Origin of the sequence: Tardiphaga sp. OK245, assembly GCF_900108575.1 — a bacterium.
Lineage (GTDB): Bacteria > Pseudomonadota > Alphaproteobacteria > Rhizobiales > Xanthobacteraceae > Tardiphaga > Tardiphaga robiniae.
The window spans coordinates 714,558-727,550 of the sequence record NZ_FNWZ01000003.1; the positions used below are offsets into that span (position 1 = coordinate 714,558).

At 61.6% G+C, this 12,993-nt stretch carries 13 protein-coding genes and 1 riboswitch; of the genes, 3 read left to right on the top strand and 10 right to left on the bottom strand.

The window, feature by feature from the left end; all coding sequences use genetic code 11:
* Window positions 1–8: 8 nt before the first annotated feature.
* On the top strand, window positions 9–992 hold the full coding sequence (locus BLW80_RS15945; protein WP_093758701.1) for an ATP-binding protein: 984 nt from the start codon (window positions 9–11) through the stop codon (window positions 990–992).
* A gap of 47 nt (window positions 993–1,039) precedes the next feature.
* Here BLW80_RS15945 and metE read toward each other — a convergent pair whose 3' ends face one another.
* The 3 genes from metE to BLW80_RS15960 all read right to left on the bottom strand — a co-directional run bounded on the left by metE (window position 1,040) and on the right by BLW80_RS15960 (window position 6,061).
* Complete coding sequence (metE, locus tag BLW80_RS15950) at window positions 1,040–3,394, bottom strand: 5-methyltetrahydropteroyltriglutamate--homocysteine S-methyltransferase (protein WP_170849719.1); 2,355 nt, start codon at window positions 3,392–3,394, stop codon at window positions 1,040–1,042.
* A gap of 125 nt (window positions 3,395–3,519) precedes the next feature.
* Window positions 3,520–3,731: riboswitch (cobalamin riboswitch) on the bottom strand.
* 168 nt (window positions 3,732–3,899) lie between these two features.
* On the bottom strand, window positions 3,900–5,303 hold the full coding sequence (locus tag BLW80_RS15955) for a M23 family metallopeptidase (protein WP_093758703.1): 1,404 nt from the start codon (window positions 5,301–5,303) through the stop codon (window positions 3,900–3,902).
* A gap of 107 nt (window positions 5,304–5,410) precedes the next feature.
* Window positions 5,411–6,061, bottom strand: a complete 651-nt coding sequence (locus tag BLW80_RS15960) for a protein-L-isoaspartate(D-aspartate) O-methyltransferase (RefSeq protein ID WP_244528263.1) — start codon at window positions 6,059–6,061, stop codon at window positions 5,411–5,413.
* Between the two features lie 291 nt (window positions 6,062–6,352).
* Here BLW80_RS15960 and BLW80_RS15965 point away from each other — a divergent pair, with 291 nt between their 5' ends.
* A complete protein-coding gene (locus BLW80_RS15965) occupies window positions 6,353–6,730 on the top strand; it encodes a response regulator (protein WP_093758704.1) in 378 nt (125 codons plus the stop codon).
* Between the two features lie 27 nt (window positions 6,731–6,757).
* On the opposite strand, the gene surE is transcribed toward BLW80_RS15965, so the two are convergent.
* Window positions 6,758–7,525, bottom strand: a complete 768-nt coding sequence (gene surE / locus BLW80_RS15970; protein WP_089264478.1) for a 5'/3'-nucleotidase SurE — start codon at window positions 7,523–7,525, stop codon at window positions 6,758–6,760.
* Between the two features lie 279 nt (window positions 7,526–7,804).
* Here surE and BLW80_RS15975 point away from each other — a divergent pair, with 279 nt between their 5' ends.
* Window positions 7,805–8,284 (top strand): hypothetical protein, encoded by a 480-nt coding sequence (locus BLW80_RS15975; RefSeq protein ID WP_170849678.1) that lies wholly within the window; start codon window positions 7,805–7,807, stop codon window positions 8,282–8,284.
* A 21-nt stretch (window positions 8,285–8,305) separates the two neighbouring features.
* On the opposite strand, the gene serS is transcribed toward BLW80_RS15975, so the two are convergent.
* The 6 genes from serS to scpB all read right to left on the bottom strand — a co-directional run bounded on the left by serS (window position 8,306) and on the right by scpB (window position 12,980).
* Window positions 8,306–9,610 (bottom strand): serine--tRNA ligase, encoded by a 1,305-nt coding sequence (serS, locus tag BLW80_RS15980; protein ID WP_093758706.1) that lies wholly within the window; start codon window positions 9,608–9,610, stop codon window positions 8,306–8,308.
* Between the two features lie 78 nt (window positions 9,611–9,688).
* Complete coding sequence (locus tag BLW80_RS15985) at window positions 9,689–9,979, bottom strand: hypothetical protein (RefSeq protein ID WP_089264720.1); 291 nt, start codon at window positions 9,977–9,979, stop codon at window positions 9,689–9,691.
* A gap of 76 nt (window positions 9,980–10,055) precedes the next feature.
* Window positions 10,056–10,871 (bottom strand): twin-arginine translocase subunit TatC, encoded by an 816-nt coding sequence (gene tatC / locus BLW80_RS15990; protein WP_089264481.1) that lies wholly within the window; start codon window positions 10,869–10,871, stop codon window positions 10,056–10,058.
* A complete protein-coding gene (gene tatB / locus BLW80_RS15995; protein ID WP_093758707.1) occupies window positions 10,868–11,407 on the bottom strand; it encodes a Sec-independent protein translocase protein TatB in 540 nt (179 codons plus the stop codon). Before tatB ends, tatC begins: the two co-directional genes overlap by 4 nt.
* A gap of 85 nt (window positions 11,408–11,492) precedes the next feature.
* Window positions 11,493–11,732, bottom strand: a complete 240-nt coding sequence (locus BLW80_RS16000) for a twin-arginine translocase TatA/TatE family subunit (protein ID WP_068730798.1) — start codon at window positions 11,730–11,732, stop codon at window positions 11,493–11,495.
* A 141-nt stretch (window positions 11,733–11,873) separates the two neighbouring features.
* Window positions 11,874–12,980, bottom strand: coding sequence for an SMC-Scp complex subunit ScpB (scpB, locus tag BLW80_RS16005; protein ID WP_093758708.1), 1,107 nt, complete (start codon window positions 12,978–12,980; stop codon window positions 11,874–11,876).
* Window positions 12,981–12,993: the final 13 nt, after the last annotated feature.

Consider the following 12,993-nt stretch of genomic DNA (forward strand, 5'->3'; position numbering starts at 1 on the left):
AAACTGTTTTGTCAAAAAAGCCCAATAAAACAAGCCGCCGCCCTGCCAAAAAGGCCCCTGCGACCCGCACGTCCAAGACCGTCCACACGACCGCGGCAAAACGTCCGCGACCAGCCGCCGCCCCCCAGATCGATGAGCGGATCGCGCTCGCCCTTGAGGCCATTGCCGCCGGCATGGCTGCCGCGGCGCCGAAGTTGTCCAACGCTGATTCTCTGGGCAGCGCCGAAGCCTTTATCTGGCATCCCGACGGCCGCCTTGCGCCGGTGCCGAAGGTCTCGAGGGTCGATATCGGCCTGCTGCAGGGCATCAACCAGCAGGTCGACACCCTGATCGAGAACACCCGGCGTTTCGCCAACGGCCTGCCGGCCAACAATGCGCTGCTTTGGGGCGCGCGCGGCATGGGCAAGTCGTCACTGGTCAAGGCCGCGCATGCCTTGGTCAATGCCAGCAAGTCCGTCGCTGGTCGTCTCAAGCTGGTCGAGATTCATCGCGAGGACATCGAGAGCCTGCCGGCGCTGATGGAACAGATCCGCGCCTCGGATTTCTATTTCATCGTGTTCTGCGATGATCTTTCTTTCGACGGCAACGATGCGTCCTACAAATCGCTGAAAGCCGTATTGGAAGGCGGCATCGAAGGCCGGCCGGACAACGTGATCCTCTATGCGACCTCGAACCGCCGCCATCTTCTGGCGCGCGAGATGATCGAGAACGAACGCTCGACCGCGATCAATCCCGGCGAAGCCGTCGAGGAGAAGGTGTCGCTGTCGGATCGTTTCGGCCTCTGGCTCGGCTTCCACAAATGCAGCCAGGACGAATATCTCGACATGGTGCGCGGCTATTGCAGCCACTATGGCCTCAAGACCGACGCCGCCGAGCTGGAGCGAGACGCATTGGAATGGTCGACCACCCGTGGCTCGCGCTCAGGTCGCGTGGCCTGGCAGTTCGTGCAGGAGCTCGCTGGCCGTCTCGGCGTGAAGCTGGCCACAAAGTAAAGGCAAATGCCGCCCCGTCATGACAACGGAGCGGCAGTCGATTTGTCCTAGACGAGGCTTCGCAACTCGCGTGCTGCCGCGACCATGTTGACGAGCGCAGGCCGCACCTCATCCCATTTGCGGGTCTTCAGCCCGCAATCGGGATTGATCCAGAGCTGGGAGTCCGCCAGCCGCTGCCGTGCAAGCTTGAGCAGATCGACCATATCGCGCGTTTCAGGCACCCGCGGCGAGTGGATGTCATAGACCCCGGGACCTATCTCGTTCGGGTACTTGTAGGTCCTGAACGCATCGAGCAGTTCCATCTTCGAACGTGACGTTTCGATGGAGATCACATCGGCATCCATGGCACCGATCGCATCGATGATGTCGTTGAACTCCGAGTAGCACATATGCGTATGGATCTGCGTGTCATCCCGCACGCCTGACGAACAGATGCGGAAGCTCTCCACGGCCCAATCGAGATAGGACTTCCATTCCGATTTGCGCAGCGGAAGCCCTTCACGGAGTGCCGCTTCGTCGATCTGGATCATGCCGGCCCCAGCCTTCTCCAGATCTGCCACCTCATCGCGGATCGCGAGCGCAATCTGCCGACAGGCAACTTCGCGGGGAATATCGTCGCGCACGAACGACCAGTTCAGGATCGTGACAGGCCCTGTCAGCATAGCCTTCATCGGCCTCTCGGTGAGCGACTGCGAATAGTGCCACCATTCCACGGTCATGGGATGCGGCCGGGACACGTCTCCAAACAAGACAGGAGGCCGCACATAGCGGGAGCCATAGGACTGCACCCAGCCATGCTTGGTGAAGGCGAAGCCGGAAAGTTGCTCGCCAAAATACTGCACCATGTCGTTGCGCTCGAACTCGCCATGCACCAGCACGTCGAGACCGATATTCTCCTGCCAGCGCACTGCCCTCGCCGTTTGGTTTTGCAGGAACGTCTTGTAGGCGGCATCGCTGAGCGTGCCCCTGACATGGGCCCCGCGAGCGTTTCTCACTTCCGCGGTCTGCGGAAACGAGCCGATGGTCGTGGTCGGAAATGCCGGCAGCTTGAAGCGCCGATGCTGCTCGCTCGCGCGCGTGGCAAAATCGCTGCTGCGACGACGCATAGTCGCATCAACAGAAGCGACGCGTTTGGTGACAGCAAGATCGTGGATCTTCGACGATGCGACCCGCGCGGCTGCCGCCGCATCCGACGCAGCGAGCTTTGCGGCGACATCCGCGCGACTACCAGCCAAGGCGGATCCGAGCGCCGCCAGTTCCTCCATTTTCTGAACTGAAAAGGCCAGCCAGCTTCTGACGTCCGGATCGAGCTCGGTCTCAAGGCCGAGATCGATCGGCACATGCAGCAGTGAGCAGGACGGCGCCAGCTCAACGCGATCCCGCCCCAGCAGATCGACCATGGGTTCCAACCCATCGAGCAGACTGGACAGATCGGACCGCCATATATTACGTCCATCGATCACGCCGAGCGAGAGGATCATGTCCTTCCGCGCCTTCGCAGCGACTTCATCGAACTGGTCCTGCGCGCGGACCAGATCGAGATGAAGCCCGGCGACGGGAAGCGACAGGGCCAGATCGAGGTTGTCGCCCAGCTCACCAAAATAGGTGTTCAGCATGATCCTGAGTTGCGGAACCGCTTCGGCAAAAGCCGCATAGGTCTTCTGCAGTGCCTGCCGAGCGGATGCGTCGAGATCGAGCACCAGACACGGCTCATCCAGTTGCACCCACTCGGCGCCGCTGTCGGCCAATTCCCCAAGCACATCAACATAGACGGGCAGCAATCTGTCGAGCAGCGTCACCGGATCGAATGACGCATCCGCACTCTTGGCCAGCTTCAGATAGGTTACAGGCCCAACCAGCACAGGTCGTGTCTGATAGCCCAGCGATCTCGCCTCTTCGTACTCCTTGATCGGCTTGCGCGATGCGAGACTGAACGTCTGATCCGGCGTCAGCTCCGGGACCATGAAATGGTAGTTAGTATCAAACCACTTGGTCATCTCCTGCGCTGGTACGCCTTGCGACGTATCATGCGCGTGAGACCCATGCGTACAGGCCTCGTCATGCGCATCGCCTTGTGATCCACGTGCCATGGCAAAGTAGGTTGCGAAGGAAACGTCTCCGCCCTTCCAACCATAGACCTCAGGAATGGCACCGACCATGACGCTGGTATCGAGCACCTGATCGTAGAAGGAGAAGTCGTTCGACGGCATGACCGTGATCCCGAGCGACTTCTGACGCGCCCAATTTGCGGCACGCAGCCCGACGCCGACATCGATCAGCGCGTTCTCGTCGATTGCACCGGACCAATAGCTTTCCAGCGCCATCTTGAGTTCACGCCGCGGACCGATCCGTGGCGTACCCAATGTAGCAACACGCAGTGAGGAAGTAGATTTGGAAGTGATAGACTTTGACACAGTAGACATGGCTTAACCCCAATGATTGGGGGCAAAAGGCCAAAGTGACACGTCTGGATTCCACGACGGCAGTCGCGGAATCGCAACCGCACCACCGGGACACCCCGCCCGAGGACGTTTATGTTGTCGAGGCAGGTCTCCTGGCTCGCGGGTCAATGCTGCTGTCCGGCCTTCCCAAAACCTTTGCAGGTCTCAGTGACTTTAATGGACAGCGGCTCACCGCTTACAGTTGCGGGGGCAGCTCCGGCCTTGGCTTAACGCCTCACCGGCTTCCCTCTTAGCTTCGGGCAAACCTTCCCGAAGAACCACGACATGTCCACATATGGGCAACATCGCGCGGCAGTCAACCGAGCTTGCGCGCGCAAGCTGCCCACTCGCAGCAGCGCGCTGAAGACTCCGGAGCTGGAGTGGGCCGCAGCCCCGGGATCAAACGCATCAAGCCCGGCACGAGGCCGGGCTTGCTTAAATGCGAACTACACTTCGTGGATTGCGCTTACGCCCCGTTGAGGAACTGCAGCGGATCGACCGGCGACGAGCCCTTGCGGATCTCGAAGTGAAGCTGCGGCGAAGTAACCTCACCGGACTGGCCGGACTTGCCGATCACCTGACCGCGCTTGATGGTCTCGCCACGCTTCACCATCAGCTCACTCGCATGGGCATATGCGGTGACGTAGCCGTTGGAGTGACGAACGAGGACCAGATTGCCGTAACCCTTCAGCTCGTTGCCGGAATAGGCAACGACGCCATCTTCGGCAGCCTTGATCGGCGTGCCTTCCGGCACGGCGACGTTGATGCCGTCGTTGGACTTGCCATTGGTCTTGGCGCCATAGCCTGTGACCACGCGGCCGCGCACCGGCCAACGGAACGTCGGCAAAGCGCCGGTTGCGTCAGCGGCTTTAGTCGGCGATTCCGGCGTGGTTTCTTCAGGCGTCGTCGTGGCACTTGCGAGACGGGCCTTCTGTGCGGGTTCGGCAGAAGCAACACGGGCCACGGCAGCGGACGTGACCGCGCCAGCCGGAGCAGCCGTCACGGCTGCGACGGGCGCAGCGAGCGGCGCGGCTGCAGGAGCTGCATTGGCCGTACGCGCGCCGGGTACCGTGATCTTGGAGCCGAGCTTCAACTGGGCAGTCGGCGCCAGACCATTGGCGCGCGCGAGTTCGGCCACCGGCACGTTGTTCCGGCGCGAGATGCTCATCAGCGTATCGCCGCGATTGACGAAATGCGTGGTCGACGCGCCGACGGCAGGTTTGCTCGGAGCAGCAGCAACGGCCGGAGTTGCCGCGGCGCCCTGGCGCGGAATGATCAGCGACTGGCCGGGCGACAGCGCGCGCGGACCCTTGTAGCCATTGGCCTGCAGGATCGCGGCCGACGAGACGTTGTAGCGCTTCGCCAGACCGTCGAGCGTGTCGCTGGTGCCGACGATGATCGAGGTGCCGCCATCACGGGCAAGGCCGTTGGTCGCTGCAACCGAGCGCGGTGCCGTGGAGCCGGTGGTTTCGATCGGCGCACGTGCGGGCGGCGGCGTATACATACCGTTGCCGCCCCCGCTGACGGGAGCAGCCGATGCAACCGGACGGGCTGTCGGATAGGACTGCGGCGCCGAGATCGGCGGCGGCAAAGGCTGGGATTGATACTGCGGCTGCGGATTATAGGCCGGGCGCTGATATTGCGGCAGCTCCTGGCGCTCGACCGGCGCGCGCGGTGCGCGCTGCGGTACCGAGCCGGTGGTTTCACCTTGCCAGCCAAAGCCACGGGACTGACCTGAGTCAAAATTTGGATTCTGAGATAGCCGTGTCTGCATGTCGGCGCTGCAGCCGGCAAAACCGATAGACATCAGCGCCAGCACCGCGACCTGCGGAGCGCGGCGCGAGTAAAGCAACTCGACAACGCTGGACATTGGTTACTCACTCATACGCAACAAACAACTGAATTGAGTAAACACCGTCTCCGTTACCAAGCCTTTAACCTTGCGACCAACACGTGACAGCCGTTCACGAACTTTTTTCAGAGTTCGCGCGCGATGCCTGGAAGTGCAGGCACGAAACGTACATCCACGAGCTCCTTTCGCTCCAATCCATCCCCGGTTTTGCGGATCCGGACCAGGGTCTGGACGCCATTGTGAGGACCAACCGGCGCAAGCAGAATACCCCCCTCCTCAAGCCGATCGGTCAGCGCCACTGGCACCTCCTCCATGGCGGCGGTCACGACGATCCGGTCAAACGATCCCAAATTGGCAGCCGGATTGAGGCCATCGCCGAGCATGACCTCGATATTGTGGAGACCGAGTGCCTCCAAACGGGTCCGGGCGGCGTCGGCCAGCGTGCGATAGCGCTCGATGCTGAGCACGTCGCGGACAAGTTTTGACAGGATCGCGGCCTGGTAGCCCGATCCCGTGCCGACCTCGAGCACACGGTGACCAGCATTCAATTGCAGCTGTTCGGTCATATAGGCCACCACGAAGGGCTGGCTGATGGTCTGACCGCAGGCAATCGCCAAGGCCGTATCCCGCCAGGCGTGGGCGCGATCGTTCGGCTCGACGAAGCGATCACGCGGAATATCCTCCATTGCGCGCAGCACCAGCCGATCGCTGATCCCACGGCGCCGTAGACCAAGCTGAAAGGTCATCTGTTCGGGCGGCTGTCCGACGGTAATCATGGAAATGCCTCACGCAGCACAGGTTAGAAACACTCTCGATCTAGCAAAGATAGATTGATGTATTTCTGCGATCGGAACCGGGATAGCCTTACGACAACTTTTATTGTTCCGCGCGCGGAACCAGCAACATACCAGCCTGTTATGGGCGGGGCGCTGAAATCCTGATCTTGCTCTATCTGGTACCGAACACGCGACTGCGTCTTTGGGTCACGAAAATGGCAATGCGTCGAGATTGCGTTCAACCCGGGAATTTGCGATTTTGTTCAGAGGATTGGGGCAAGGAAACCGGCCATGACTGCAACGAACCCGCCGGGCGGCTCCGTCTTCCTGGTCGAAGACGAGGTCATGATCCGCATGATGGTCGCCGATATGCTTGAGGAACTCGGCTACAGCGTGGCCGCGGAAGCCGGCGACATCAACGAGGCGATCAGGCTGGCTGGGTCTGCGAAGTTCGACATCGCGATCCTCGACGTCAACGTCAACGGCAAGGTGATTTCGCCGGTCGCCGAAGTGATCGCATCGCGCAACCGCCCGTTCATCTTCGCGACTGGCTACGGCGCGCAAGGCCTGCCGGAAGAATTTCGTGACCGCCCCACGCTGCAGAAGCCGTTCCAGATGGAAACGCTGGCACAGGTGCTGTCCACGACGCTCAAGGGCGTCGCGGTCTAGGCGAGCACCCTCGCCTATCTCGAAACCTCAGCCCAGCGCCTTCGTCAGCGCTTCGGAGAATACATCGTCCGTGCGATCGAGACGCAGCGGCGTGACGGATACATAGCGCGCAGCAAGGGCTGCGAGATCGGTGCCCTCCAGCGGGGCTTCCGCGGCGACGATGCGCTCGAAACCGATCCAGAAATACGGATTGTTGCGGCCATCGCGCCGCTCATCGACGCGCAAAAAGCCCTGATTGCGCTTGCCCTGCCGGGTGACAACGACACCTTTCACCTCGTCGGCCGCGCAGGCCGGGAAGTTGACGTTGATGACGGTGTTCTTCGGCACGCTCGCCTTGATGACCTTGCGCAGCACGTCTGGCCCGAATTTCAGCGCGGTCTCCCATTGCGGATTGTGACGCGTTTCCATCGAGAATTCCTGGCTCAACGCCACCGACGGAATGCCGAGAATGGTGCCCTCGAGCGCACCGGCGATGGTACCGGAATAGACCACGTCCTCGGCGACGTTGCGGCCCTTGTTGACGCCGGACAATACGAGATCCGGCTGCTTGTCTTTCAGGATATGACGCGCGCCCATAATGACACAGTCGGTCGGCGTGCCGCGCACGGCATAGTGCCGGGGGCCGACTTCGCGCAGCCGCAACGGATCGTTCAGCGACAATGAATGCGACACACCGGACTGATCGAGCTCGGGCGCCACCACCCAGACATCATCCGATAATTCCTTGGCAATCTGCTCGATGATCTTCAGGCCGGGGGCGTGAATGCCGTCGTCATTGGTGCAGAGAATGCGCATTCGTGAGGTGCCTTTTCGATCGGGAGGGCCGCTAGCCGGCACCGGTTTTTGCCAGCATGTGCCCGCTTTTGCCACCCCCATTTTGGGCGCTGCTCGTGCGCTACCGGGGCTGTCTCGAAGGCGATTTTTCCCGCGAGCCGGAACATTTCGGCGTCGTCGGGATTTTTAACTCAGGTAGGTGAGTGCCAGTTGCGTCTGAAGCATGCGCGCTCGACCCGGATGGCCTTGGTCGCAGCGCCCCATAGGGCGACGGAGATGGCGAGACAGCTCGAACGGGTGTTGATCATCGGATTGCCGGCGATCGCGGTTGTCGCCCTGACGGGGTGGCTGCTGCTTCCCAGATTGGCCGAGACCAAGCCCGATCTCACCCTCAATACGGCGGTAGTGGCAACTATGCCCGACGAGTTGAGTGAGGAGGACTTTGCCAAACCCACTCCTTCACAACTCGTCAGCGTCCCCGACGCCGCGGAGCTCACCCGTCTCAGCCTCTCCCGCCAATCGTTTCGCCGCGGCGGTCTCGGCTCCAGAGCGCTGATGACTTTCACCGTCCGCAACGCCAACGACTATCCGGTCAAGGACCTCGAAATCGCCTGTGCCTTCCGCAGCCGGGATGGACGCTATGTGACGGAGCGTCGCCGCGTCATCGCGGAGACCGTCAGCACGAAAAGCCGCAAGGCGTTTCCGATGACGCATATGGGCTTTGTCAACATAAAAGCCGAGAAAGCCAAATGCGCGCTGGTGACGGCCAGCCGCGCCTGAACGGCTGGCGCGCGACGACGCCTAGCTGGCCTGAACCACCTTGAGGCCGCCCATATAAGGCTGCAGCACATCCGGAACGGCGATCGAGCCGTCTTCCTGCTGATAGTTTTCCATCACGGCGATCAGCGCGCGACCGACGGCGGTGCCCGAACCATTCAGAGTGTGCACGAAGCGCGGTTTGCCATCCGGCCCGCGCGAGCGCGCATCCATGCGCCGCGCCTGGAAATCGCCGCAGACCGAACAGGACGAAATCTCGCGGTAAGCACCGCCCTCGCCCTGGCCCGGCATCCAGACCTCGATGTCGTAGGTCTTCTGCGCAGCGAAGCCCATATCGCCGGTGCACAGCGTCATCACGCGGTAATGCAGGCCAAGCCGACGCAGCACTTCCTCGGCGCAGGACAGCATGCGCTCATGCTCGTTCTTGCTCTCCTCGGGTGTGGTGATCGAGACCAGTTCAACTTTGGTGAATTGATGCTGGCGGATCATGCCCCGCGTATCGCGGCCGGCAGCGCCAGCCTCGGCACGGAAGCACGGCGTCAGCGCCGTCATACGCAGCGGCAGCTCTTTTTCGTCAAGGATGGATTCACGGACGAGATTCGTCAGCGGGACTTCGGCGGTGGGGATGAGCCAATAGCCCTGTCCCTCATTGCCGATCGCACCGGCGGCGAATTGATCATCGCGAAACTTCGGAAGCTGCGCAGTGCCAAACATCGCATCGTCGCGAACCAAGAGCGGTGGGTTCACTTCGGTGTAGCCATGCTCATTCGTATGCAGATCGAGCATGAACTGCCCGATGGCACGCTCCAGCCGTGCAAGGCCTTTCTTGAGCACGACGAAGCGTGCGCCCGAGAGTTTGACCGCGGCCTCGAAATCCATGAAGCCCAAGGCTTCGCCGATATCGTAATGAGCTTTCGGCGTGAACGCGTAGTTGCGCCCGGCGCCGAAGTGATGACGCTCAACATTGCCGTGTTCGTCGACACCCTCAGGCACTTCGTCGAGCGGAAGGTTCGGGATTTCAGCAAGCGCGACCTTGAGCTTATCCTCGGCGCCCTTCACCGCGGCTTCCATCGCCGGCATCGTCGTCTTGAGCTCGGTGACCTCGGCCATCAGCGCATTGGCGCGCACCTCGTCCTTGGTCTTTTTGGCTTCACCGATTTCCTTCGAGGCTGCATTGCGCCGGGCTTGCGCCTGCTCGGACGCAAGGATCGCGGTCCGGCGCGCTTCATCGATCGCCAGCAGCGATACCGACAGCGGCGCCAGTCCCCGCCGCTTCAGCGCAGCGTCGAAAGCTTCGGGATTGTCGCGGATCGATTTAATGTCGTGCATGACGGGATTCCTGAGCGAAAGCGGCTCTGAGTACCCCGAATAGCCGACATTTGGAACATGAAATGGGCCAGCGGCCCGTTAATGCATGCGCTGGAGAGCCGCCAGTATACCGATGCCAACCGCGACGATGCCGCCAAGACGTAACGTCATCTGCAGTGAAGATTTCTCGATGGCGGCCTGCAAATCATTCCGTGTGGCAAGCAATCTAGACTCCAGGTCCAACTTCACTCCAAGCAAGTCAGATTTCGTCACTAGCTCGGTCATGATGAAATCCCGTGCCGCTTCGGCGTGTGCCTCGGCCTGCTTATCCGCGATCCCCGCTTCGCGGAGACGCTTCGAATAGCCGAGTGTATCAAATGCAAAGGCCACAATCACCTCCCCAGCACAAGACCAAACACAACCCAAAGTAGATTGCCGAGGTTGTGATTGCAAGGAGGCGACGCCCCTACTCCGCCGGCGTCACGTCCGTGCCGGTCCCCGCCGCAGCCTTGGCAGCAGCGGCCTTGGCGGCGTTCTTCTCGACCATGCTGACCGCGATGATCGAACCTTCGTAGAGGATCAGCAGCGGGATCGCGAGGGAGGCCTGGCTGATCACATCGGGCGGCGTCAGCACGGCCGCGATAACGAAAGCGATGACGATGAAGTAGCGGCGCTTTTCGCGCAGCTGCTTCGACGTGAGGATGCCGATGCGGCCAAGCAGTGTCAGGATGACGGGGAGCTGGAAGGCGATTCCGAAGGCGAAGATCAGCGACATCATCAGTGAGAGATATTCGCCTACCTTGGGCAGCAGCGCGATCTGCGCGGTATCGGAGCTTCCAGTCTGCTGCATGCCCAGCGAGAACCGGATCAGCATCGGCAGCACGAGGAAATAGACCAGCAGCGAGCCCAGCGCGAAGAAGAACGGCGTCGCGATCAGGTAAGGCAGAAACGCGCCCTTCTCGTGCTTGTAGAGGCCGGGCGCCACGAACATGTAGATCTGCGCGGCAATTACCGGAAACGAGATGAAGCCGGCGCCAAACATCGCCAGCTTGAGTTGGGTCAGAAAGTACTCCAGCAGCGCGGTGTAGATGAACTTCGAATTCTCTGGGCCGGCGACCCAGACGAACGGCCAGACCAGCACGTTGTAGATCTGCTTGGCGAAGAAGAAGCAGAAGATGAAGGCCACGGCAAATGCGAGCAGCGCCTTGATCAGCCGCGACCGCAGCTCGATCAGGTGATCCATCAAGGGAGCCTTGGAGGCTTCGATATCTTCGGCACTCATGACGCTTTGGCGTCCTTCAGAACATCGGGACTGGCCGCGTCGGGGGCTGCTGCGCCATCATGGGCGGCAGCGGGAGTTTCGACCGGCGACGGCTGCACTTCCCGGGTAATGGCCAGTGGTTCGTTCACTGCAGCAGTTTCCTGCGCATGCGTCTCGGCCTCAACGAAGGTCTCGGGTGTAGGCGGCTCGGGCGTGGTGGGCACGGCCGGAGGCGTGTCGAGATTGTCAGCCTTGTCGATGGCCATATCGACTGAAGAATTGGCGTCACTGACGTCCTTGGTCAGCGAGGTCATGATGTTGTTGGTGGTGAAGCCGGAAGCGACATCCTTCACGTCGTCGAAGGCCTTTTTGACGTCGGCCATTTCGGCTTCGCGCATCGCCTCGTTGAACTGGCCCTGGAATTCCGAGGCCATCTTGCGGGCCTTGCCCATCCACTGCCCGACCATGCGCAGCACGCCGGGCAGTTCTTTCGGGCCGATGGCAATCAGCGCGACGACCGCGATGACGACCAGTTCACTCCACCCGATATCGAACATGAAAAAATCCGCTCACGCGGGGCTGGATGTGCCCGCGTCTCCTTCAATGGCCGCCGCGATCCCCAAGGACAATCCCTTCGGAACCTCAGACAACCTTGCTGCCGACGTCCGTACGGTTGGCGGTCGGCGCCGGCGGGGTCTGGTCGATGGTGCGAACCGGCTCGGTCGGCTTGTCTGCCGGCTTGTCGTCGTCCGCCATGCCCTTCTTGAAGGCCTTGATACCCTGCGCAACGTCGCCCATCAGGTCGGAAATCTTGCCGCGCCCGAACAACAGCAGGACCACTCCGATCACGACGATCCAGTGCCAAATGCTGAGTGAACCCATCCTGCTAACCCTCCAAACACGCGGCCAGTCGCCCAGCCTGATCTGACCGGAACGTAGGCTGCGGGGGTGTCAAAAACAAGGACTTAACCCTCGTGGAATCGCGGATGTCGCGGCGCAATGCCGCGAGCGTTAATGCCGCGATCAGTGCTTGCGGTCGTTGTCCCGGTCGGTTGCGTCCGGCTCAGCGTCATCCGGCCCATCTTCGTCCTGATCGTCCTCGTCAAGCTCGTCGTCTTCCGCGTCGTCGGAATCGTCTTCATCGTCGTCGAGTTCGGCCGTTTCGGGCTCAGCGGTCTCGTCTTCATCCGACTCGGGCTCTGCGACTTCAGCCGCTTCGGCCTCGCCTTGCTCGGGCTCGATCACGTCGAGATCACGCGCTTCAAGTTCCGCGACCTCGGCCGCTTCGCTCTCTGGCTCCACGACATCTGCCGTTTCAGTGAATTCGGCCTTGGCCTCGGCAAATGCCTGGGCCTCACCAGCGTATCCGACAGTCCCGGCTTCGGGTTCCTTGAGCTGCAGTTCGGGGAATTCCGGATCGGGTGCCGACAGCGCCAGTTCCAGTTCGCCGCCCTCCAGCGGATCCTCGTCCTCGCGGAGCGTTGGATCGTCGGACGGATTGGGCACGCTGAAGCCGGACGGCAGCCGCGAATCCAAGAGACCAGTGCCCTTGAGTTCCTCAAGACCCGGCAGATCGCCGAGTGCCTCCAGGCTGAACTGCGACAAGAAGCTCTCGGTGGTGCCGAAAGTCAGCGGCCGGCCCGGCGTCTTGCGACGGCCACGCGGCTTGATCCAGCCGGTTTCCAGCAGCACGTCGAGCGTGCCCTTGGAGGTGATGACGCCGCGAATGTCTTCGATTTCGGCGCGGGTCACCGGCTGGTGATAGGCAACGATGGCGAGCACTTCGATCGCCGCACGCGACAGCTTGCGGGTTTCGGTGGTCTCGCGGGTCATCAGCCAGGACAGGTCACCGGCGGTGCGGAACGTCCATTTGTTGGCGACACGGACCAGATTGACGCCGCGCATGGCGTAATCGGCCTGCAACTGCGCCAGTGCCGCCTTGATATCGACGCCATCCGGCATGCGCTTGGCCAGCGCGGATTGGTCGAGCGGCTCGGTGGATGCGAACAACAGCGCTTCGAGCAGGCGCAATTCTTCTGGGCGCGCCTCCGACTGGACCTCGGTCTGTCCCTCGGACTGCACGATCTGATCCTCGACATCGTCGATGCGTTTCTCGGCGAGGCTTGCCATGTCTGGATCTCCT

Excerpts from the sequence above, each read along its gene's own strand:
- BLW80_RS15955 (WP_093758703.1), bottom strand. The coding sequence starts at position 5,303 with ATGTCCAGCGTTGTCGAGTTGCTTTACTCGCGCCGCGCTCCGCAGGTC.
- BLW80_RS15960 (WP_244528263.1), bottom strand. The coding sequence starts at position 6,061 with ATGATTACCGTCGGACAGCCGCCCGAACAGATGACCTTTCAGCTTGGT.
- BLW80_RS15965 (WP_093758704.1), top strand. The coding sequence starts at position 6,353 with ATGACTGCAACGAACCCGCCGGGCGGCTCCGTCTTCCTGGTCGAAGAC.
- surE (WP_089264478.1), bottom strand. The coding sequence starts at position 7,525 with ATGCGCATTCTCTGCACCAATGACGACGGCATTCACGCCCCCGGCCTG.
- serS (WP_093758706.1), bottom strand. The coding sequence starts at position 9,610 with ATGCACGACATTAAATCGATCCGCGACAATCCCGAAGCTTTCGACGCT.
- tatC (WP_089264481.1), bottom strand. The coding sequence starts at position 10,871 with ATGAGTGCCGAAGATATCGAAGCCTCCAAGGCTCCCTTGATGGATCAC.
- tatB (WP_093758707.1), bottom strand. The coding sequence starts at position 11,407 with ATGTTCGATATCGGGTGGAGTGAACTGGTCGTCATCGCGGTCGTCGCG.
- BLW80_RS16000 (WP_068730798.1), bottom strand. The coding sequence starts at position 11,732 with ATGGGTTCACTCAGCATTTGGCACTGGATCGTCGTGATCGGAGTGGTC.
- scpB (WP_093758708.1), bottom strand. The coding sequence starts at position 12,980 with ATGGCAAGCCTCGCCGAGAAACGCATCGACGATGTCGAGGATCAGATC.